Annotated in this window: 20 protein-coding genes; 13 read left to right on the top strand and 7 right to left on the bottom strand. The window is 73.0% G+C overall.

The window, feature by feature from the left end:
- Window positions 1-17 precede the first annotated feature (17 nt).
- Together ACFQPP_RS10045 and ACFQPP_RS10040 are read right to left on the bottom strand one after the other, a co-directional pair.
- On the bottom strand, window positions 18-239 hold the full coding sequence (locus tag ACFQPP_RS10045; RefSeq protein ID WP_376916445.1) for a hypothetical protein: 222 nt from the start codon (window positions 237-239) through the stop codon (window positions 18-20).
- Between the two features lie 76 nt (window positions 240-315).
- Window positions 316-1899: an acyl-CoA carboxylase subunit beta gene (locus ACFQPP_RS10040; protein WP_376916444.1), complete on the bottom strand. Its 1584-nt coding sequence runs from the start codon at window positions 1897-1899 to the stop codon at window positions 316-318.
- A 121-nt stretch (window positions 1900-2020) separates the two neighbouring features.
- Between ACFQPP_RS10040 and ACFQPP_RS10035 the strand changes: the two genes are divergently transcribed.
- The 10 genes from ACFQPP_RS10035 to ACFQPP_RS09990 all read left to right on the top strand — a co-directional run bounded on the left by ACFQPP_RS10035 (window position 2021) and on the right by ACFQPP_RS09990 (window position 12679).
- Window positions 2021-2773, top strand: coding sequence for a biotin--[acetyl-CoA-carboxylase] ligase (locus tag ACFQPP_RS10035; RefSeq protein ID WP_376916443.1), 753 nt, complete (start codon window positions 2021-2023; stop codon window positions 2771-2773).
- A gap of 19 nt (window positions 2774-2792) precedes the next feature.
- On the top strand, window positions 2793-3287 hold the full coding sequence (locus ACFQPP_RS10030) for a PH domain-containing protein (RefSeq protein WP_376916442.1): 495 nt from the start codon (window positions 2793-2795) through the stop codon (window positions 3285-3287).
- Window positions 3284-4636: a UDP-glucose dehydrogenase family protein gene (locus tag ACFQPP_RS10025; protein ID WP_376916441.1), complete on the top strand. Its 1353-nt coding sequence runs from the start codon at window positions 3284-3286 to the stop codon at window positions 4634-4636. Before ACFQPP_RS10030 ends, ACFQPP_RS10025 begins: the two co-directional genes overlap by 4 nt.
- A complete protein-coding gene (locus tag ACFQPP_RS10020) occupies window positions 4633-5751 on the top strand; it encodes a 5-(carboxyamino)imidazole ribonucleotide synthase (RefSeq protein WP_376916440.1) in 1119 nt (372 codons plus the stop codon). Before ACFQPP_RS10025 ends, ACFQPP_RS10020 begins: the two co-directional genes overlap by 4 nt.
- Before the next feature lie 40 nt (window positions 5752-5791).
- Entirely contained in the window at window positions 5792-6331 is a 540-nt protein-coding gene (purE, locus tag ACFQPP_RS10015; RefSeq protein WP_376916439.1) for a 5-(carboxyamino)imidazole ribonucleotide mutase, read from the top strand.
- Window positions 6328-7689 (top strand): LCP family protein, encoded by a 1362-nt coding sequence (locus ACFQPP_RS10010; protein WP_376916438.1) that lies wholly within the window; start codon window positions 6328-6330, stop codon window positions 7687-7689. The genes purE and ACFQPP_RS10010 overlap by 4 nt, the downstream gene beginning before the upstream one ends.
- Before the next feature lie 158 nt (window positions 7690-7847).
- A complete protein-coding gene (locus tag ACFQPP_RS10005) occupies window positions 7848-8357 on the top strand; it encodes an acyltransferase (RefSeq protein WP_376916437.1) in 510 nt (169 codons plus the stop codon).
- Window positions 8354-9496, top strand: a complete 1143-nt coding sequence (locus ACFQPP_RS10000) for a DegT/DnrJ/EryC1/StrS family aminotransferase (protein WP_376916436.1) — start codon at window positions 8354-8356, stop codon at window positions 9494-9496. The genes ACFQPP_RS10005 and ACFQPP_RS10000 overlap by 4 nt, the downstream gene beginning before the upstream one ends.
- A complete protein-coding gene (locus ACFQPP_RS09995) occupies window positions 9489-11558 on the top strand; it encodes a glycosyltransferase family 2 protein (protein WP_376916435.1) in 2070 nt (689 codons plus the stop codon). The genes ACFQPP_RS10000 and ACFQPP_RS09995 overlap by 8 nt, the downstream gene beginning before the upstream one ends.
- Window positions 11555-12679, top strand: a complete 1125-nt coding sequence (locus ACFQPP_RS09990; RefSeq protein ID WP_376916434.1) for a glycosyltransferase — start codon at window positions 11555-11557, stop codon at window positions 12677-12679. The genes ACFQPP_RS09995 and ACFQPP_RS09990 overlap by 4 nt, the downstream gene beginning before the upstream one ends.
- A gap of 21 nt (window positions 12680-12700) precedes the next feature.
- Here the strand turns inward: ACFQPP_RS09990 and ACFQPP_RS09985 are convergent, their stop codons facing one another.
- The 5 genes from ACFQPP_RS09985 to ACFQPP_RS09965 all read right to left on the bottom strand — a co-directional run bounded on the left by ACFQPP_RS09985 (window position 12701) and on the right by ACFQPP_RS09965 (window position 18044).
- Window positions 12701-13654 (bottom strand): glycosyltransferase family 2 protein, encoded by a 954-nt coding sequence (locus ACFQPP_RS09985; protein ID WP_376916433.1) that lies wholly within the window; start codon window positions 13652-13654, stop codon window positions 12701-12703.
- A complete protein-coding gene (locus tag ACFQPP_RS09980; protein WP_376916432.1) occupies window positions 13654-14772 on the bottom strand; it encodes a glycosyltransferase in 1119 nt (372 codons plus the stop codon). The genes ACFQPP_RS09985 and ACFQPP_RS09980 overlap by 1 nt, the downstream gene beginning before the upstream one ends.
- Window positions 14769-15614, bottom strand: a complete 846-nt coding sequence (gene rfbD / locus ACFQPP_RS09975; RefSeq protein ID WP_376916431.1) for a dTDP-4-dehydrorhamnose reductase — start codon at window positions 15612-15614, stop codon at window positions 14769-14771. Before rfbD ends, ACFQPP_RS09980 begins: the two co-directional genes overlap by 4 nt.
- Before the next feature lie 2 nt (window positions 15615-15616).
- Window positions 15617-16600, bottom strand: a complete 984-nt coding sequence (gene rfbB, locus ACFQPP_RS09970; protein ID WP_376916430.1) for a dTDP-glucose 4,6-dehydratase — start codon at window positions 16598-16600, stop codon at window positions 15617-15619.
- A 76-nt stretch (window positions 16601-16676) separates the two neighbouring features.
- The gene (locus tag ACFQPP_RS09965; protein ID WP_376916429.1) at window positions 16677-18044 is read right to left on the bottom strand and encodes a cell wall-binding repeat-containing protein; all 1368 of its coding nucleotides are present in this window, start codon (window positions 18042-18044) and stop codon (window positions 16677-16679) included.
- Between the two features lie 139 nt (window positions 18045-18183).
- On the opposite strand from ACFQPP_RS09965, the gene ACFQPP_RS09960 reads away from it, so the two are divergent.
- The 3 genes from ACFQPP_RS09960 (at window position 18184) to ACFQPP_RS09950 (ending at window position 21573) form a co-directional block, all read left to right on the top strand.
- Entirely contained in the window at window positions 18184-19113 is a 930-nt protein-coding gene (locus ACFQPP_RS09960; protein WP_376916428.1) for a hypothetical protein, read from the top strand.
- A 78-nt stretch (window positions 19114-19191) separates the two neighbouring features.
- The gene (gene rfbA, locus ACFQPP_RS09955; RefSeq protein WP_376916427.1) at window positions 19192-20055 is read left to right on the top strand and encodes a glucose-1-phosphate thymidylyltransferase RfbA; all 864 of its coding nucleotides are present in this window, start codon (window positions 19192-19194) and stop codon (window positions 20053-20055) included.
- Window positions 20056-21573, top strand: coding sequence for a rhamnan synthesis F family protein (locus ACFQPP_RS09950; RefSeq protein WP_376916426.1), 1518 nt, complete (start codon window positions 20056-20058; stop codon window positions 21571-21573).
- The last annotated feature ends 3 nt before the right edge of the window (window positions 21574-21576 follow it).

The raw sequence follows: 21576 nt of genomic DNA, 5'->3' as shown, positions 1-21576 counted from the left end.
CGTCCGCCGTCTCGCGCTCAGACGCCCGACGAGGTCGACGCGATGGAGCCGTCGCCCGGCCGCGTGCCCGCGAGCCAGCCGGACGGGGCGTCGAGCACCTTGCGGTGCTTGGTCTGCGCCCAGTCGGTGCCGAGCTCGGTGAGCACGGCGCGCACCGCCGCGGCCTCCTCGGCCGTCGGCGACCCCTGCAGCACCACCATGTCGGCGTCGCCGGGCTCCGGCTTCCACGTCTCGGTCATGCGTCCATCGTCCTCATCGTCGCGCGGGGGGCGCGAGGGGTTGCGTCGCGAGCGACCGGCCGCACGGGTGCGCCGGTCACAGGGGGATGTTGCCGTGCTTGCGCTCGGGGCGCGCGACCTTCTTCGTGCGCAGCGCGCGGAAGGCCTTCGTGATGGCGACGCGCGTCTCGGAGGGCTCGATGATGCCGTCGAGCTCGCCGCGCTCGGCTGCGAGGAAGGGGCTCGTGACGTTGTACGTGTAGTCGTTCGCGAGCTGCTGGCGCACGGCCGCGACGTCGCGACCCTCCTCCTCCGCCTGCTTGATCTCGGAGCGGTAGAGGATGTTCACGGCGCCCTGGCCGCCCATGACGGCGATCTCGGCGGTGGGCCACGCGATGTTGATGTCGGCGCCGAGCTGCTTCGAGCCCATGACGATGTACGCGCCGCCGTAGGCCTTGCGCGTGATGACGGTCACCATCGGCACCGTGGCCTCGGCGTACGCGTAGATGAGCTTCGCGCCGCGGCGGATGACGCCCGTCCACTCCTGGTCGGTGCCCGGCAGGTAGCCGGGCACGTCGACGAGCGTGAGGATGGGGATCGAGAACGAGTCGCAGAAGCGCACGAAGCGCGCGGCCTTCTCACCCGCCTCGATGTTGAGCGTGCCCGCCATCTGCTTCGGCTGGTTGGCGATGATGCCGATGGTGCGGCCCTCGAGGCGCCCGAAGCCGATGACGATGTTCGGCGCGTACAGCGGCTGCACCTCGAGGAACTCGCGGTCGTCGACGAGCACCTCGATGATGTCGATGACGTCGTACGGCTGGTTCGGCGAGTCGGGGATCACGCGGTCGAGCGTGCGGTCGAGGTCGTTGACGACGCGGTGCGCCTGGTGGTCGTACGCCGGCACCTCGGACTGGTTGTTGTCCGGCAGGAACGCGAGCAGCGCGCGCACGTAGTCGAGCGCATCGTCCTCGTCGGCGGCGAGGTAGTGGCTCACGCCCGAGATCGAGTTGTGGGTGAGGCCGCCGCCGAGCTCCTCGAAGCCGACCTCCTCGCCCGTGACGGTCTTGATGACGTCGGGGCCGGTGACGAACATGTGGCTCGACTTGTCGACCATGACGACGAAGTCGGTGAGCGCGGGTCCGTAGACGGCGCCACCGGCCGCGGGGCCCATGATGATCGAGATCTGGGGGATGACGCCGGACGCGGCCGTGTTGCGCTTGAAGATCTCGCCGTACTTGCCGAGGGCGACGACGCCCTCCTGGATGCGGGCGCCGCCCGAGTCGAGCATGCCGACGATGGGCACGCCGACCTTCATGGCGTAGTCCATGATCTTCACGATCTTCTCGCCCGCGACCTCGCCGAGCGAGCCGCCGAAGGTCGTGAAGTCCTGCGAGTACACGGCGATGCGGCGCCCGTGGATCGTCGCGATGCCCGTGACGACGGCGTCGCCGTACGGGCGCCTCGCGTCCATGCCGAAGGCCGTGGTGCGGTGCCGCACGTAGGCGTCGAACTCGACGAAGGTGCCCGGGTCGACGAACGCCTCGATGCGCTCGCGAGCCGACTTCTTGCCCTTGGCGTGCTGCCGCTCTCGCGCGGCGCGCTCCTTGGCGACGACCGCCTCCTGGTTGCGCTGACGCAGCTGCTCGATCCGGGCAGCGGTGGTCGTCTCGGGGTTGGTCACCCGTCCACACTAGACGGCGGCGGATGCCGGGCCCTGGCGGCATCCCACGACGTTCCGCGCGGTTCCGTCGTGGATTCCTCCAAGCCGCGCGGGCCCTCGGACGCGCGGGTACCGTGGGCGCGTGCCCGCAGCGCCCATGCCGACCGACCCCTCCTTCCCTCGTGCGCGCGCGCTCGCGCGCGTGACGGCGCTGCCGTCGGTCGGCAGCACGTTCGACGTCGTCGACGCGTCGGCGCCGACGCTCGCGACCTGGGCGACGCTCGACCAGCGGGCGGGACGCGGACGCCTCGGGAGGCAGTGGGTGGCGCCTGCTGGCCGCTGCCTCGCCGCGAGCATCCTCGTGCGGCCGACGGCGTCGGAGGATGCGTGGGGCTGGCTGCCGCTCGCGGTGGGGCTCGCGCTCGCCGAGACGCTCGATGCGCTCGTGCCGGATGCGCGCGTGGGCGTGAAGTGGCCGAACGACGTGCTCGTCGGCGGCGCGAAGGTCGCCGGCATCCTCTGCGAGCGTCGCGGCGACGCCGTCATCGTCGGCGTCGGCGTCAACCTCGTGCTCGAGCCGGCCGAGCTGCCGACCGACCGCGCGACGTCGCTGCGCATCGCGGGCGCGACCGCCGACGCCCCCGAGCTGGCCGACGCCGTGCTCGCCGGCGTGCTGCGGGGCCTCGGCGACGCCTCCGACCTGGCCGACCCCGCGTTGCACGCGCGCATCGCGGCGCGCTGCTCGACCATCGGCGCGCACGTGCGCGTGCTGCTGCCCGGCGATCGCACGCTCGTCGGCACGGCGACGGGCCTCGGGCCGGCGGGCGAGCTCGACGTCGACGTCGACGGCAGCGTCGAGCGCGTCTCGGCGGGTGACGTCACGCACGTGCGGTGACTGCTGCGAGGATGGAGCCATGAGCGATCCGGAGCGCATCGTCGTGCGCCTGCGATCCCACGGCAGGGTGCTCGTCCTCCCCGCCGCGCTGCTGTGCGGCATCGCGTTCGGCACGACGTTCGCGCTCGGCCGCGTCGAGTGGCCGCTGTGGGATCTCGTGATCCTGACGCTCGCCCTCGTCCTCGTCGTGACGCTGTGCGTCGTGCCGACGCTCGCGTGGATGTCGCGCCGCGTCGTGCTGACGTCGCGGCGCGTGATCGTGCGCAGCGCGTTCGGCGGGCGGAAGCGCGACGTGCCGCTCGCCCGCATCCACGACGTCACCCTGCGCAGGCAGGGCATCCAGGCCCTCCTCGGCTCCGGCGACGTGCTGCTGTCGACGGGCGGCGACCAGCCCGTGACGCTCGCCGACGTGCCGAGCGCGTCGCTCGTGCAGCGCACCCTCACCGACCTCGTCGCCCAGACCCCGAGCCAACCGCGCGTCGAGGACGCGCGTCGACTGGAGGATCTCGCATGACCGCACCCCGCATCGCCGTCGTCGGCGTCGGCTACCTCGGCGCCGTGCACGCCGCAGGCATGGCGTCGCTGGGCTTCGAGACCGTCGGCATCGACGTCGACGCCGCGCGCGTCGACGCGCTGCAGGCTGGAGCCGCGCCGTTCTTCGAGCCAGGCCTCGACGACATGCTCGCGACGGCGATCGCTGCCGGCACGCTGCGGTTCACGACGGACGCGTCGAGCGTGGAGGCCGACGTCTGGTTCGTCTGCGTCGGCACCCCGCAGCAGCCGGGCTCCGACGCCGCGGACCTCGCGTACGTCGACGCCGCGATCGACGCCCTGCTGCCGCGCCTGCGCGAGGGCATGCTCGTCGTCGGCAAGTCGACGGTGCCGGTCGGCACCGCCGAGCGGCTCGCGGCGCTCGTCGAGCCCACGGGCGCGCGCCTGGCGTGGAACCCCGAGTTCCTGCGCGAGGGCCTCGCGGTCTCCGACACCCTCGCCCCCGATCGCCTCGTCTACGGGGTGCGCGACGGCGACGACGACGCCGTCGCCCTGCTCGACGCCGTCTACGCATCGATCCTCGCGCGCGAGACGCCCCGCATCGTCACCGACTACGCGACGGCCGAGCTCGTCAAGGTGAGCGCCAACGCGTTCCTCGCGACGAAGATCTCCTTCATCAACGCCATGGCGGAGGTCGCCGAGCAGGCGGGCGCCGACGTCGTGCAGCTCGCCGACGCGATCGGCATCGACGCGCGCATCGGCCGTCGCTTCCTCAACTCGGGCATCGGCTTCGGCGGTGGCTGCCTGCCGAAGGACATCCGGGCGTTCCGTGCGCGCTCCATCGAGATCGGCGCGCCCGAGGCGCTCGGCTTCCTCGACGAGGTCGATCGCGTGAACCTGCGTCGTCGCGATCGGATGGTCGCCCTCGTCGAGCGCGAGCTCGACGCCGCGGGCGGGGGAGCGGTCGCGATGCTGGGCCTCGCCTTCAAGCCCGACAGCGACGACGTGCGCGACTCGGCGGCGCTCGACGTCGCGATGCGCCTCGCCGAGCGGCACGACGTCGTCGCCTACGACCCGCAGGCCGCCGCGCCCGCCGCACGTCGCGCGCCGGCGCTGCGCCTCGCCGACTCGCTCGCCGACGCCGTCGCGGACGCCGCGGTCCTCGCGCTCGGCACCGAGTGGCGCGAGTTCCGCGACCTCGACCCCCGCGTCCTCGCGGGTGCGACGCCCGCCCGCGTCGTCGTCGACGGCCGCAACGTGCTCGATCGCGACGCGTGGACCGCGGCGGGCTTCCGCGTCGTGGCGCTCGGCAGGCCCGATCGCGACCCGGCACCCGCATCCGCTCCCGAGCCCGAGGAGGCACGCGCATGATCGTCGGCGTCGTCGGAGGCGGGCAGCTCGCCCGCATGATGATCCCCCCGGCCGTCGCGCTCGGCGTCGAGCTGCGCGTGCTCGCCGAGGCCGAGGGCATGTCGGCTGCGCTCGCCGCGACGGCCGTCGGCGACTACCGCGACGCGGAGACGGTGCTCGCGTTCGCGCGCGACGTCGACGTCGTGACCTTCGACCACGAGCACGTGCCGCAGACGGTGCTGCAGACGCTCGTGGAGGCCGGCGTCGCCGTGCACCCCGGCCCGCATGCGCTGCGCTTCGCGCAGGACAAGCGCCAGATGCGCGCCCGCATGGCCGAGCTCGGCATCGCGCAGCCCGACTGGGCACCCGTCGACGCCGCGGCCGAGCTGCAGGCCTTCCTCGACGACCACGGTGGCGCCGCGATCGTCAAGACCGCGACGGGTGGCTACGACGGCAAGGGCGTGCGCGTCGTGCGCGCGGTCGACGACGTCGCCGACTGGCTGCAGGGCGCCGAGGAGGGCGGCCCGCGGCTGCTCGCCGAGGAGCTCGTGCCCTTCCGCCGCGAGCTCGCGCAGCAGGTCGCTCGCCGCCCCTCGGGCCAGGTCGTCGCGTGGCCGCTCGCGCAGACGGTGCAGCGCGACGGCATCTGCGCCGAGGTCGTCGTGCCCGCGCCGCGCGCAGGCGCGCTCGGCGCCGTGGCGGAGGAGATGGCGGTCGCGATCGCCGAGGGCCTCGACGTCACGGGCGCGCTCGCGGTCGAGCTCTTCGAGACCGACGACGGTCGCCTGCTCGTCAACGAGCTCGCGATGCGACCCCACAACTCCGGGCACTGGTCGATCGACGGCTCCGTCACGAGCCAGTTCGAGCAGCACCTGCGGGCCGTCCTCGACCTGCCGCTGGGGTCGAGCGCGATGCTCGCTCCCGCCGCCGTCATGGTCAACGTCATCGGCGGCCCCGCGGAGGGTCGCATGGAGGCGCGCTACGAGCGGGCGCTCGCGGCGCAGGGCAGCGCGAAGATCCACTCGTACGGCAAGACGGCGCGGCCCGGCCGCAAGGTCGGGCACGTCACGGTCGTGGGCGACGAGCTCGACGAGGTCGCCTACGAGGCACGCGCGGCCGCCGCGGCCTTCGACTGAGCGGATCGGCCACGGCGCGCCGCGCGAGCGCGCGCCGACCATGGCCCGCACGCCTACCCTGTACTGCGTGGCAGTGCAGGTGAGCGTCATCATGGGGTCCGACTCGGACTGGCGGGTGATGCAGGATGCGGCGACCGCGCTCGACGAGCTCGGCATCGCCTACGAGGTCGACGTCGTCTCCGCGCACCGCACGCCGGACAAGATGGCGACGTTCGCGCGAGCCGCGGCCGACCGCGGCGTGCGCGTCGTGATCGCCGGCGCAGGCGGCGCCGCGCACCTGCCCGGCATGGTCGCGTCGATGACGCGCCTGCCGGTCATCGGCGTCCCCGTGCCGCTCGAGCGCCTCGACGGCCTCGACTCCCTGCTGTCGATCGTGCAGATGCCCGCCGGCATCCCGGTCGCGACGGTCTCGATCGGCGGTGCCCGCAACGCGGGCCTGCTCGCCGCCCGCATCCTCGGCACGACCGACGCCGACGTGGCGGCGAGGCTCGACGCGTTCGCCGCCGGCCTCGAGGAGGCCGTCGAGCGCAAGGCGCAGGCGCTGCAGGAGCGCGTCGCGCAGGGTGGGGAGCGCGCATGACGGTGCTGCTCGCGCCGCGCACGTCGCTGCGCAGCCCCGACGGCTCCGAGCGCGTCATGACGCGTCGCGCGTGGTGGCTCGTCGTCGTCGGATTCCTGCTGCCGGGCAGCGCGCAGATCCTGGCTGGCAGCAAGCGGCTCGGCCGCGTCGGCCTCGTCGCGACGTTCGTGCTGCTGGCGCTCGCGATCGTCGGCGGCGTGCTGTGGCTCGTGTCGCGCGCGTTCGTGCTCACGATCGTCGGCAACGCCGTCGGCCTGCTCGTGCTCGAGGTGCTCGTCATCGCCTACGCGATCCTGTGGCTCGTGCTCGGCCTCGACACGTTGCGCCTCGCGCAGGTGGCGAAGGCCGCACCTCGTGCGCGTGCCGTCGTCGCAGCCGTCGCGGTGCTCGTGACCGTCGCCCCCGCGGCAGCGGCCGGCTACACGGCGACCCTCATCGACGCGGGCCGCGGGCTCGTGTCGAACGTCTTCGCCTTCGGCGGCCCGTCGGTCGAGCCGATCGACGGCCAGTACACGTTCATGCTCCTCGGCGGCGATGCGGGTGCCGACCGCGTGGGCCTGCGTCCCGACTCCATCACCGTCGTGTCGGTCAACGCCGAGACCGGCGCCGCGACCATGATCGGCGTGCCCCGCAACCTCGAGCGCGTGCCGTTCCCCGAGGGCTCGGTCATGGCCTCGCAGTGGCCGAACGGCTTCGACTGCGGCACGTCCAACTGCTACATCAACGCCGCCTACACGTACGGCCAGAACAACCCCGACCTCTTCGCGGCGACGACGCCCGAGGGCTCGAGCCCGGGCATCGAGGCGACGCGCGAGGCCGTCGAGGGTGCCACGGGCATCGACGTCCAGTTCTTCGTCATCGTCGACATGCAGGGCTTCGACGACCTCATCGACGCGCTCGGCGGCATCACGATCGACATCCCGGAGGACGTGCCGATCGCGATCGAGGGCGGCCCCGTGGAGGAGTGGATCCGTGCGGGCCAGGCCGTCGAGCTCGACGGCTACCACGCCCTCTGGTACGCGCGCAGCCGTGCGGGCTCGAACGACTACGCGCGCATGGAGCGGCAGCGCGTCGTGCAGGAGGCCGTGATCGCGCAGTTCACGCCGCAGACGCTGCTGACGCAGTACGCCGCGCTGTCGTCGGCCGGGCAGGATCTCGTGCAGACCGACATCCCGCAGTCGATGATCGGCTCGCTCACCGACCTCGCCGAGCGCACGAGATCCCTGCCGATCACGAACCTCGAGCTCGTGCCGCCGCAGGTCGAGACGTTCGACCCCGACTTCCCGGCGATCCACGCGATGGTCGACGAGGCGATCGCCACGGCTGCCACGGTCGAGGAGCCCTCGCCCGCGCCGTAGCGCCGGCGCGAGCCGTCCAGGTTCCTCTCGGGGGACAGACCCTACGCTCGCGTCTGCGGCACGGTGCCGCCTGCCCGCCTGTGGAGGGCCGGTCGCGATCGCGAGCCGGACCATAGGCTGTCCGAGAGCCTGCGGACGATGAGAAGGGATGGTGGCCAGTGCCCGTCACCGTCTTCCCGTCCGCACGCATCGTGGGGCAGGAGCACATCACGTTCGGCGATCCGGTGCTCGTCGACGACTTCACCCTCATCGTGGCGCGCGACCCCATGACGATCGGCCATCACGTGCACATCGCGTGCTTCTCCTCGATCACGGGTGGCGCCGCCGTCACGATCGGCGACTACGCGGCCGTCTCGCAGGGCGCACGCATCCTCACGGGCACCGACGACTTCACCGGCTGGGGCTTCGGCAACTCGACGGTGCCCGAGCGGTACCGCAACGCCACGCGAGCCCCCATCGACATCGGCAGGCTCTGCATCGTCGGCGCGAACGCCGTCGTGCTGCCCGGCGTGACGATCGGCGAGGGCTCCACGGTCGGCGCGGGCAGCGTCGTCACGCGCGACCTCGAGCCCTGGGGCGTCTACGTCGGCAATCGACGACTCCGCGACCGCGATCGCGAGGGCGTCCTCGCGACGCTCGCCTCGTACGAGCAGGAAGGCACCGCGTGACCTCGGCCGGACCGAAGGGCTTCGACGCTCCCCGCTACGTCAGCCAGCCCATGCTGCCCGACCTCGACGACTACGTCGACGACCTGCGCAGCATGTGGGAGTCGCGCACCCTCACGAACCTCGGGCCGTTCCATCGACGCTTCGAGGCCGCGCTGCAGGAGCGCATCGGCATGGGGCACGTCTCGGTGTGGAGCAACGGCACGAACGCGCTGCTCGGCGCGCTCATGGCGCTCGACCTGCGCGGCGAGGTCGTCGTCACGCCCTTCACCTTCCCCGCCACGGTGCACGCGATCGCCGCGCTCGGGCTCGAGCCCGTGTTCGCCGACGTCGACCCCGTCACGATGACGATCAGCCCGGCATCGGTCGCCGATCGCGTCACCGAGCGCACGAGCGCCATCGTGGCGACGCACATCTACGGCACCCCGTGCGACGTCGACGCCCTCGATGCGATCGCCAGGGAGCACGACCTGCGCATCGTCTACGACGGCGCGCACTCGTTCGGTCGCGCGCGCCCCGTCTTCCCGGACGGCGACGCCGTGCTCGGCGACGTCACGATGCTCAGCTTCCACGCGACGAAGCTCTTCCACTCGGTCGAGGGCGGCGCGCTCATCGCCCGCGACCCCGAGGTGGATCGTCGGCTGCGGCGCTCGCGCAACTTCGGCATCGCATCCGAGGACGAGGTCGAGGGCGTCGGCCTGAACGGCAAGATGAGCGAGCTGCACGCGGCCATGGGACTGCGCGTGCTCGAGATGCTCGACGGCGAGATCCTGCAGCGCCGCCGCCTCGGCGAGGTCTACGAGCGACGGCTCTCGGGCATCGAGGGCCTCCGCATCGTCGCGGGCCTCGGCCCCTCGGCGCAGTACCTCGTGCTGCGGGTCGACCGCGACGGCGCCGTCGACCGCGATGCCGTCCACGCCGCGCTGCGCGAGCGCAACGTCGTGAGCAGGCGCTACTTCCACCCGCTCTGCAGCGTCATCGCGCCCTACGACCGGCTGCCCTCTGCGCGCGACCTGCCGAACGCCGAGCGCGCGGCAGACGAATGCCTCGCCCTGCCGTTCCACGGCGGGCTCACGACCGACGACGTCGAGCGCATCTGCGACGCGATCGCATGGAGGATGGAAGGCGGCACCCGTGGCTGATCGTCCGACGGTGTCGGTGCTGCTCGTCACCTTCAACCACATCGAGTACATCGACCGCGCGCTCGCATCCATCGCGATGCAGCGCATCGACGCCGACGTCGAGGTCGTCGTGGCCGACGACCACTCGACCGACGGCACCCGCGAGCGCATCGAGGAGTGGGCTGCGCGGCAGACGCACCTCACGGTGCGGGTGCTGCCCGAGCAGGCCAGGCTCGGCATCACGCAGAACTACCACCGCGGCTTCTCCGCGTGCCAGGGCGAGTACGTCGCGTGCCTCGAGGGCGACGACGAGTGGATCCGCGACGACCGGCTCGCGATCGGCGCGCGCCTGCTCGACGAGCACCCCGACCACACGATGGTCGCGAGCCGCGTGCTGCTGTTCGACGACGACTCCGGATCGTCGAGCGTCATCCCGCTCATCGGCATGGATCGCCTCGTCACCGAGCTCACCGACTACCAGATCGCCGAGAACAACTGGTTCGCGACGTTCAGCGCCTGCATGTACCGGGCAGACGTGCTCGAGCGCATCGGGCCCGAGGTGTTCGAGACGACGTCGTACGACTGGATGATCTGCATGTCGGTCACGGCGCACGGGCCCGCGCTGCTCGCGCCCGAGGTCGCGACGCTCTACCGCGTGCACGAGGGCGGGCAGTGGTCGAGCGCGAAGCAGCGCGATCGCGACGAGCTCATCCGCGGGCTCCTGCCGCGCTACATCGAGCTGCTCGACGGCGAGCAGCCGCGGCGTGAGCTCACGCGACTCCTGCACGACCTCGAGTCGCGGCTCTCGGCCACCCCGGATCTCCCCGAGGCCGAGTCGGCCATGCGCGACGCGCCCATCGCGACGCCCGTGCCCACCGGCGTCGGCGAGCGCCCGCGCGTCTCGGTCGTCATGACCTGCTACGACCACGAGGCGTGGGTGCGCGAGGCGATCGACAGCGTCCTCGACCAGACGATGGGCGACCTCGAGCTCGTCGTCGTCGACGACCGGTCGAACGACGGATCCGTCGGCGTCATCGCCGAGTTCGACGACCCGCGCGTGCGGGTGTTCCGCTTCGCCCAGAACCAGGGCGCCGCGGCGGCGCTGAACTTCGCCATCCAGCAGACGCGCGGCGAGCTCGTTGCCGTGCTGAACTCCGACGACGTCTGGGAGCGCCGCAAGCTCGAGCGCCAGATGGCCGTGCTCGACGCGCGCCCCGAGCTCGGCGCGGTGTTCACGGGTGCACGGTACGTCGACGAGCACGGCGCGCCGCTGCCGGCCGAGCGCATCCCGTCGTGGAGCGCGATCTTCCGCCAGCCGAACCGCTCGCAGGCGCAGTGGCTGCGGTTCTTCTTCGAGCACGGCAACGCGCTGTGCCACCCCAGCATCCTCATCCGCAGGCGGTTCTACGAGGAGCACGGGCTCTACGACAACCGGCTGCGGCAGCTGCCGGACTTCGAGCGCTGGATCACGCTCGTGAAGCACTACCCGATCCACGTGCTCGGCGACGAGGATCTCGTGCGCTTCCGCCTGCTGCCCGCCGAGCAGAACGCGAGCGCGTCGAGCAGGCCGAACCGCATCCGCGGGCTCGCCGAGCACGAGTGGATCCTGCGCGGCTTCTTCGTGGGCGCGTCGAACCGGCTCATCGAGGAGGCCTTCCGCGATGTGCTGCGGCTGCAGACCATCGAGCGCGAGGACGAGCGGCTGTGCGCCATCGCCTTCCTGCTGTGGGATGCGCCGTGCCCGCTCCAGGAGCTGAACCGCGAGCTGTCGACGCAGATGCTCCGCGAGCTGCTCGGCCGCACCGACACGGCGCTGCTGCTGCGCACGCGGTTCCAGTTCGACGAGCTCGCGCTGCACCGGCAGGCGGCCCACGACTCGCCGCTCGTGTCGGAGGTCGCGGCCGAGTGGCTCGCGCGCGCCGACCACCTGACGTACCTGCCGCCTGCGGTGACGCCCGTCGAGCACGTGCCCGCCGGCGAGCTGGCGCGCATCGTGGTCGGTCGCGCACGTCGGGCGCGGCTCGGCGTGCTGCCGCACCGCCTGGTGCACCACCTCGGCAGGGCGCTCGGCAGGAACCCGTGACGGGCGTCGTCATCGTCGACGATCACTTCCCGACCGTCGGCACCGGGTTCCGCATCGCGGAGTTCTCGTGGCTGCTGCGCCACGGGACGGTCGACCGCGTCGCCACGACCTCGCCGAACCTGGAGGCGTCGCTGCCGGCCTACTCGGCGCAGGAGCCGCGCGTGTGGGAGCGGGTGGAGGCGTTCGACGACGCCTCGCTCGACGGCGCGTCGCTCGCCTACCTCGTGTTCCTCAACACCGTCGACCACCATCTCGACGAGCTCGAGCGGCGGCGCGTGCCGTTCGTCCTCGAGCTGTACCCGGGTGGTGGCCTGTACCTCGGCGACGCCGACGTCGAGCGCAGGCTCGACCGGGTGCTCGCCTCCGAGATGCTCAGGCACGTGATCACGACGCAGCCGATCGTCACGGAGCGCGTCGCGCGCTCGGTGCGCGAGGGCGTCGGCGTCACCGAGATCCCCGGCGTCGTCGTCGATCCGCTCTACCTCTCGCCGGGCGCCGGACGCCGCTCGGCGTACTTCGGCTCCGGCAAGGAGGTGCTCGACGTCGCCTTCGTCGCGCATCGCTACACGCGAGACGGCGCCGACAAGGGCCTGCCGGTGTTCCTCGGCGTCGTGGACCGACTCCGCGATGCGGGCGTCGACGTGGTGGCGCACCTCGTCGGCGGGCATGCCGCCGACGATCTCGGCGACCGCGACCCTGCGGGCTTCCGCCTCCACGGCGTGCTGCCTGCCATCGGCCTGCGCAGCGTGCTCCTGGGCGTCGACGTCGTCGTCTCGCCGGTGCGGGCCGACGTGCTGGCCCCCGGCAGCTTCGACGGCTTCCCGACGGGGTCGACGATCGAGGCGATGCTGTGCGGCGCGCTCGCGGTGACGGCCGATCCCCGCGCGCAGAACCGCGACTTCCGCGATGGGCGCGACATCGTGCTCGAGCCGGCCGACGAGGATGCGATCGCCGCGAGGCTGCTGCGGATCTCGCGCCGCGAGGGCGAGCTCGAGCGCATCGCGCGCAGCGGCCTCGCGACGGCGAGGAGGCGGCACTCGGTGGCGGCGCAGCTCGTGCCGCGTCGACGCATCCTCGAGGCCGAGCGGCGCGCGGTCGACGCACTCGTCGCCGGCGACTGACGAGGTCGCGCGCGACGGGCGTCAGTGGCGCTCGAGGAGGTCGCGTGCGACGTCGAGCGCCCCGCGGGAGTATCGGCCGTAACGCCCGGCCGCGAGACCGCGCAGGACCGCGGGCACGCGGGCGACGCGTGCGTCGGGCAGCGCGGCTCGACGGGCCTCGTGCGTGGCCTTCTCGGCGAGCGCGCGTCGCTGCTCCTGCGTGCCGAGACCGCGCGCGGCCGCCTCGCGAGCGAGCGAGCGGGCTCGCAGCGCCTTGCGCGCGTGCGACCCGCTGTCGGGCTCGACGAGGCGTGCGAGGCGTCCGCGCAGCGTGAGCCTGCGCACGCCGATCTGGTTCGCGCCGTGCTGGCGATAGTCGATGGTGGGCTCGGCGAGCAGCCGCACGCCGCCGCCGAGCGCGCACGTCATCGCGATCCACTCGTCGTGGATCCAGCCCTCCGGCACGGGCAGCGCCGCGAGCGCTGCATCCCTGCGCACGACGACCGTGGCACCCGTCACGAGGTTGCGTCGCAGCAGCGCGTCGAGGGCGCCGCCGCTCGTCATGCGCTCGCGCTCCCATGCGCTCGCGCCCAGCGCGTCGAGCAGGGTCGCGCCGAGCGGGCTCCCGTCGCGGTCGACGAGCCGTGCGTCCGAGTGCGCGAGCGCGACGCCCTCGAGCGCCGGCAGCATCCGCGCGATGCGGTCGGGGTGCCAGACGTCGTCCTGGTCGCTGAGCGCCACGACGTCGCCCGTCGAGCGACGGATGGCGTCGGCGAAGTTCGCGGCGACCCCGAGCGCGGGCGCGTGCCGCACGATCGCGAACGGCACGTCGGTGCCGGCCGCGACGCGCTCGACGATCGCGAGCGTGGCGTCGGTCGACGCGTCGTCCCCGACGACGATCTCGTCGACGGGTCGCGTCTGGGCGAGGATGCTGCGCAGCTGCTGCTCGACGTACGCCTCGCCCTGATGCGTGCAGAGCGCGACGCTGACGCGCATCACAGGTCCGCGTGCAGTCGCCAGAGCTGGGCGGCGGTCGTCGACCAGTCGAACGCTCGAGCGCGATCCTGCCCGAGCAGCGCGAGCCGCTCGCGCATCGCGTCGTGCGCGACGACCTGGCCGACGGCGTGCGCGATGCGATCGGCGTCGGAGTCGTCGCCCGCGAGCGTCACGGCGAGCGTCGCATCGGCGGCGACCTCGTCGGAGGCGGGGGAGGAGGGGTGCACGACGGGCGTGCCGTGCGCGAAGGACTCGAGCATGGGCAGTGCGAAGCCGAGCTCGTCGGCGACGAGGAGCATGGCGTCCGCACGTGCGACGACGACGGCGCGGTCGGCGGCGTCGAGGTCGCCGACGGGCAGGATGCGCGACGGCGGCAGCCCCGCCTCGACGGCCATCTGAGCCAGCGTGACCTCGCCCCACGAGACGGGGCCGGCGACGACGACGGGCACGTCGGGCATCTGCCCGCTGGCGACGGTGGCCACGAGCCGGTCGGCGCGCGCGCGACGTCCGCGGTCGGTCGTCGCGAGCACGTAGCGCGTCGGCAGCCCCAGGCGACGCGCACGCGCGTCGGCGTCGGCGGGCACGCGCGAGGCGGGGTCGACGCCCGCGCCGACGACGCGCACGCGGTCGCCGAAGTCGTGCAGCTCCTGCAGCTGCGCCGCGGTCGCGTGCGTCGGCACGACGACGGCGTCGGCATGGCGCCACGCGCGGCGCAGCGCCCGCCGGAACCAGCGTGCCGTGCGCGAGTCGCGATCGAGCGCCTCGAGGCCGTGCACCGTGACGACGACCTGCCTGCCGGCGTCGTCGTCGTCGGCGCGCATGGGCGCCAGCAGGCTCGAGCCGTGCAGGAGGCCGTCGAACGCCGTGGTGGTGAACGAGTGCAGCCACGCCTCGCGCAGCTCGCGCCTCGGCATGCGGGCGAACTCGACGCCATCGAGCTCGGCGAGCTCGCCCTCGACCGTGGCCCGAGCGCTGGCGTCGGCGCCGGCGGCGAACGCCACGACCTCGACGCCAGCGGGCGCCGAGGCGTGCATGGCGCGCGCGAGCTGCGTGCCGTACCTGCCGACGTTCGACGGCTGCTCGCCGACGCCGTCGAGGACGACGCGCAGCGTCGTCATGCCGCGAGCTCGCCGCGCGCGACGGCTGCCGCGAGGGCTGCGCGCCAGTCGCCGATGGGCTCGATGCCCGCACGCGTCCACGCGTCGTGCCCGAGCACGGAGTAGGCCGGCCGCGGCGCGGGGCGCGCGAACGCGGTCGAGTCGGTCGGCTGCACGCGCTCGGGGTCGAGCCCGAGCTCCTCGAAGATGGCGCGCGCGAAGCCGAACCAGGTGGTCTCGCCGCTCGAGGTGCCGTGGAAGATGCCCGAGCGTACGCCGCCGTCGAGCAGGGCCGCGATGCGGGAGGCGAGGTCGTGCGTCGTCGTGGGCTGCCCGCGCTGGTCGTCGACGACCGTGAGCGTCTCGCGCTCGCCTGCGAGCCGCACCATCGTCGAGGCGAAGCTGCCGCCGCCCGGCCCGTAGAGCCACGCGGTGCGCACGACGATCGTGTCGGCGTTGGCGGCGAGCGCGCGCGCCTCGCCCGCGGCCTTGGTGCGCCCGTACGCCGACACGGGGTCGACGGGGGTGTCCTCGGCGTAGGGCTCGGTGGCGTCGCCGCGGAAGACGTAGTCGGTCGACACGTGCACGAGCACGGCGCCGTTCGCGGCCGCGGCGGCGGCGAGGTTGGCGGGGCCGTCGGCGTTCACGGCGTAGGCGGCGTCCTCGTCCGACTCGGCCTGGTCGACCGCCGTGTAGGCGCTCGCGTTGACGATGGCGTCGACGCCGTCGGCGGCGGCGAGGCACGCCGCCGCGTCGCGCACGTCGAGCTCGCGGCTGCCGACGGCGACGACGTCATGGTGCGCGAGGGCCGCCCGGAGGTCCTGGCCGAGCATGCCGTTCGCGCCGACGAGCAGGATCCTCATCGTCAGAGCGCCGCCCGCTCCTTGAGCGGCTCCCACCATGCGCGGTTGTCGCGGTACCACTGCACGACGTCGGCGAGACCCTGCTCGAACGGCACCTGCGGCTCGTAGCCGAGCTCCGCCTGGATCTTCGAGATGTCGACCGAGTAGCGCAGGTCGTGGCCCAGGCGGTCGGCGACGCGGTCGACGTACGACCAGTCCTTGCCGGTCTTCTCGAGCAGCAGCTCGGTGAGCTCCTTGTTCGTCAGCTCGGTGCCGCCGCCGATGTTGTAGATCTCGCCCGCTCGTCCGCGCGTCAGCACCATCGCGATGCCGCGGCAGTGGTCGTCGACGTGCAGCCAGTCGCGGATGTTGTTCCCCTCGCCGTAGAGGGGCACGTGCTGGTCGTCGATGAGGTTCGTGACGAAGAGCGGGATGACCTTCTCGGGGAAGTGGTACGGGCCGTAGTTGTTGCTGCACCGCGTGATCGACACGTTCAGGCCGTGCGTGCGGTGGTACGAGCGTGCGAGCAGGTCGGAGCCCGCCTTCGACGCGGAGTACGGGCTGTTGGGCTCGAGCGGGCGCTCCTCGTCCCACGAGCCCTCGGCGATCGAGCCGTAGACCTCGTCGGTCGACACGTGCACGAACCGCTGCAGGTCGTGACGCAGCGCGGCGTCGAGCAGGCGCTGCGTGCCGACGACGTTCGTCTCGACGAACACCGACGCGTCGCGCACCGAGCGGTCGACGTGGCTCTCGGCGGCGAAGTGCACGACGGCGTCGACCGTGGGGATGAGCCGGTCGAGGAGCGCGTTGTCGCGGATGTCGCCGTGCACGAACTCGTAGCGCGGGCTGTCGGCGACGGGCGCGAGGTTCTGCGGGTTGCCCGAGTAGGTGAGGGCGTCGAGCACGACGACCTCGGCCCCCTCGAGCCCCTCGTATGCGTCCTGGAGCGTGCGACGGACGAAGTTCGAGCCGATGAACCCGGCGCCGCCGGTGACGAGGATCTTCACTGCTGCTGTCTCTTTCGTTCACGGGCGCGCGGAAGCGTCGCGCGCCCGGCAGTCTACCGGGCGCGCGACGGGTGGCTCAGAAGCCGCCGAAGTTCTGCGTCCAGTACCACCTGCCGTCGGGCCCCTGCACGACGCCGACCCCGATGTGGGTGAGGTTCGGGTTCAGGATGTTCGCGCGGTGCCCCGCCGAGTTCATCCAGGCGTTCATGACGCCGCCGGCGCTCGCCGAGCCGGTGCGCGCGATGTTCTCGGCGCAGCGGCGGAAGCCCATGGCGAAGGTCTCGTTGCAGAAGGTCGTCGAGTGCACCATGCTCTGCGCGGCCGCCATCTGGCCGCTCCAGCCCTGGGCCATCGTCGTGAGCCCGCCGTGGGGCGTGAGCGCGGGCAGGCCCACGTTCGCGCGGTGCGCGTTGACGATCGAGATGACCTCGGCCTGCACCGCCCCGAGGTCGACGCAGCGCTCGAGGCGCGAGGCGGCGGCGCTCACCGACGGGGTGCCGCCGATGACCGTGGTGTCGCGGATGCCGAGGCGGGCCATCTCGCCCGCGACGGCGTCGTCGAGCACGCACGCCTGCGGCACGAGGTAGAGCGGCTGGCCGCGGTGCGCCGCGAGCACGCTCGCGACGAGGCCGTCCGGGAAGTTCTGGCCGCTCGCGAGCAGCATGCGACCCCCTGCTGCGCTGGAGGTGAAGGCGCGGTTGATGACGACGGCCGTCTGGAAGCGGTCGGAGCCCGCGTACCGGTTGGTGGTGGCGAGCGTCCTCGCGAAGCCGACGACGGCGTCGCTCACCGAGGGCGTGCCGCCCGCGACGTTGATGCGGGGGATGCCGCCCATCCGCGCGGTGAGCATGTCGCGGAAGGCCGGCTGGTCGCCGCCCGTCAGCACGAGCGCGTGGCCGTCCCGCGCGGCGACCGCGCCTGCGGCGAGGGCGTCGGGGAAGTTCCAACCGCTCACGATCCACAGCTGCGTCGGCTGCGCGACGGGGAGGCTGCGTCGTCGGTCGAGCAGCAGCATCGAGGTCTCGACGCGGTCGCTGCCGGCGATGCGCGTGATCGTGGGCGCCAGCGAGGCTGCCTCGGCGCGCACGGCCTCGCTCAGCGAGGGCTCGCCGCCGACGAGCACGATCTCGCGTGGCGCGAGGTCGCGGATCTCGGCGACGACCGAGTCGGGGATGTCCCACGGGGCCGAGAGCAGCAGCCGAGCGTCCTCGGCGGCCGCGACGGGTGCTGCGGCGAGCGCATCCGGGAATGCGAGCCCGTTCGCGAGGTAGACGACGCCGCCGCGGCTGGCCCCCATCGCGTCGGACACCTGGACCGACGTCTGGAAGCGATCGGAGCCCGCGATGCGGTCGATCGCGGCCTCGGCGGCTGGGGGATGCGCGGCGATGAGCGCCGTGGCGAGCACGGAGACGCTGAGGACGATGGCTGCGATGCGCTGGTGCACGGTGGTCTCCCGTCGCTTGCGAGATCCTGTGGATCCTCCCAGGATCGGCGTTTCTGTACCCATCTTCTGCAGACGTGGGGTACAAGGTCAAGCCCTCTCGCGCAGAGATGCGGTGCGCGCACCCGGCTACCATTGCCGCATGCAGACGATCGCGCGTCTCGCGCGGGGGGCCGCACGGCGCCTGCGCGCGCTCACCCACCGGACTCCCGGCCCCGAGCGCGAGGCCGTCGCCACCCGCGTCTACGACGATGCCGCGTCGCCCGAGGTCGCCCGCCGCATCGACGAGCTCGCCGAGCGCAACCGCACGTCGACGCGCTCGATCGTCGATCCCACCTCGCCCGTGACCGTCACGATGACGTCGCACGGCCGCCGCGTCGATCGGGCCTGGACGGCGCTCGAGTCGATCGCCGACGGGGCGGCCCTGCCCGCCCGCATCGTGCTGTCGCTCTCGCCGACCGATGCGCGGGGGATCGGGCCCGAGCTGCAGCGCCTCGTCGCGCGCGGCCTCGAGGTGCTCGAGGTCGAGCAGCAGCTGGGCGTGCACACGAAGTGGTACCCGATCTCGGAGGACCTCGAGACGCCGCTCGTGACGAGCGACGACGACCAGCTCTACCCGCGCGACTGGCTCGCCGACCTCATCCGGGTGCACCGCGAGCATCCCGACGACGTCGTCGTGCACCGCGCCCACGTCATCGGCCTCACCGACGACGAGGTCGACCCCTACCTCCGCTGGCATCCCTGCATGACGGTCGAGCCGAGCCCGCGGCACTTCGGCACCTCGGTGTCCGGGCAGCTCTTCCCCGTCGCGGTGCACCGCGCCGGTCGCGCGTCGGGCACGCGGTTCCTCGAGGTCGCGCCGTCGAACGACGACATCTGGCTGCACGCCGCCGCGCTCGAGATCGGCGCGAGCGTGCGCCAGGTGCGGCCCGCGCCCGCGAACTACGACTTCGTGCCCGACACCCAGATCGAGGGCCTCTACCAGGGCAACGTCATGGGCGGCCGCAACGACGAGCAGATGGCCGCGACGTACGGCGCGGTCGCGCTCGCCCGGCTGCGCGCCGGTCGCTGAGCGGCGAGCGCCGCGGCCCGGCCGGGTGCGCCCGCGTAGACTCGCGGGAGCATCGCACGAGCATCGACTAGGGAGACCATGCGCGGCATCATCCTCGCCGGAGGTTCCGGCACGCGGCTGTGGCCCATCACCAAGGGCATCTCGAAGCAGCTCATGCCCATCTACGACAAGCCGATGGTCTACTACCCGCTGTCGACGCTCATGATGGCCGGCATCCGCGAGGTCCTCGTCATCACGACGCCCGAGTACAACGAGCAGTTCCGCGCGCTCCTCGGCGACGGCAGCGACCTCGGCATGGACATCCAGTACGCCGTGCAGCCGAGCCCCGACGGCCTCGCGCAGGCCTTCATCATCGGCGAGGAGTTCATCGGCGACGAGTCGGTCGCGCTCGTGCTCGGCGACAACATCTTCCACGGCGTCGGCCTCGGCTCGAGCCTGCGCTCGCACGGCGAGATCGAGGGCGGTCTCGTCTTCGCGTACCACGTCGCCAACCCGACGGCCTACGGCGTCGTCGAGTTCGACGACGAGAAGCGCGCGATCTCCATCGAGGAGAAGCCGACGCAGCCGAAGAGCAACTACGCGGTGCCCGGCCTCTACTTCTACGACAACGACGTCATCGAGATCGCGAAGTCCATCGAGCCGAGCGCCCGCGGCGAGCTCGAGATCTCGACGGTCAACGAGCGCTACCTCGACGCCGGCCGCCTGCAGGTGCAGGTGCTCGACCGCGGCGTCGCCTGGCTCGACACCGGCACGTTCGAGTCGATGATGCAGGCGAGCGAGTACGTGCGGGTCATCGAGGACCGGCAGGGCTTCAAGATCGGCTGCATCGAGGAGATCGCCTGGCGTGCCGGGTGGATCGACGACGCGCAGCTCGCTCGGCTCGCGGCCCCGCTCGTGAAGAGCGGCTACGGCCGGTACCTCACGCAGCTCGTCGGAGCGTAGGTGCCCCGCGTCGCCGTCGTCGACGTCGCGCGCCCCGTGCGCGACGCGACGACGCTGCGATGGATGCTCGCGCGGCTCAGCGCGCAGGCCGACGCCGTCGTGGTCGTCGACCGTGCCCGCGCCCTCGCGGATGCGGCCTCGGTGGCCGACGGCGTGCACGTGGTCGCCGACGGCGACGCCGCGCGCGACCTCGCGCGCGCGCTCGAGCCCGACGCCGTCCTGCTCGCCGACGACGACTGGATCGGCCCGCTCAGCGACGCATGGCCCGCCGGCGACTCGGCGCGACTCGTCGACGACGAGCGCTCGTGGGTCGTCGTGCGCGGCGACGCGCTCGGCGCGTGGCTCGTGGATGGCGACGCGCCGCGGGCGTCCGGCGGCATCGTCGCCGAGGATGCGCTCGCCGCCGTCGAGGCCGGGGCGCCCATCGTGCACCGCGACGTCGTGCTGCGCGATCCGCTCGAGGCGGACGCCGAAGGCCTCAGCACCGCGACGCTCGTGCGCGAGCTCGCGGACCGCGGCCTCGACGTCGACGCGCTCGCGGCCTCCCTCGCGGGCGAGGCGCCGCCGCGCGCGCTGCAGACGGCGCTCGGGCTCGTCTCCGTGCTCTCCGACGATCCCGTCGTGCAGCCGACGTCGCTGCGCGTGCTCGTCGTCGCCCACGTCTTCTACCCCGACATGCTGCCCGAGCTCGCGGCGCGCATCGCGGGCCTCGGCCCCCACCGGCTCGTCGTCACGACCTTCGGCGCCGAGCGCGGCGTCGAGCTCGAGCGCGGTCTCGAGGCGCTCGACGTCGCAGGCGAGGTCCGCGTCATGCCGTCGAACCGCGGCCGCGACATCTCGGCCTTCCTGCTCGGCTGCCGCGACCTGCTGACGTCCGGCGAGGTCGACGTCGTCGTGAAGGTGCACTCGAAGCGCAGCCCGCAGGTCGGCGGCACGGCGGGCCGCGCCTTCAAGCGCCTGCTGCTCGACAACCTGCTCGGCTCGGGCGGCCACGCGCAGCGCATGCTCGGGCTCTTCGCCGAGTCGCCGCGTCTCGGGCTCGTCGTGCCGCCGATGGTGCACTCGTGGTACGGCACGCTCGGTCGTGCCTGGTACACGAACCGCCCGCGCGCGATCGAGGTCGCGCGTCGCGCCGGCATCCGCGTGCCGCTCGACGACGACAGCCCCGTCGCGCCCTACGGCTCGATGTTCGCTGCGCGGCCGGAGGCGCTCGCGCCGCTCGTCGAGGCGGGGTTCGACTGGGACGAGTTCCCCACCGAGGGCGAGTACAAGGACGGCAGCCTCGCCCACGTGATCGAGCGGCTCTTCGCCCCGGCCGCGCAGGAGCGCGGCTACGCGGTGCGCACGGTGCTCTCCGCCGCCGAGGCGGCCCGCTCGCACGCGCTGCTCGAGCACAAGCTCGACGTCGCCGAGGCGTCGCTCGAGCGCGTCGTCGCGCGCAAGGTCGCCCGCATCCCGTGGAAGGCGCGCCGCGTGCGCGACCGCCTGCTGGGTCGCCGCCGCGCCGGCGACCCCTGACGC

Source organism: Agrococcus sp. GCM10030265 (assembly GCF_042666675.1).
In the GTDB taxonomy this organism is placed as follows: Bacteria; Actinomycetota; Actinomycetes; order Actinomycetales; family Microbacteriaceae; genus Agrococcus.
Note: the sequence above shows the minus strand (reverse complement) of the source record. Positions and strands in the feature narration are given on the sequence as shown.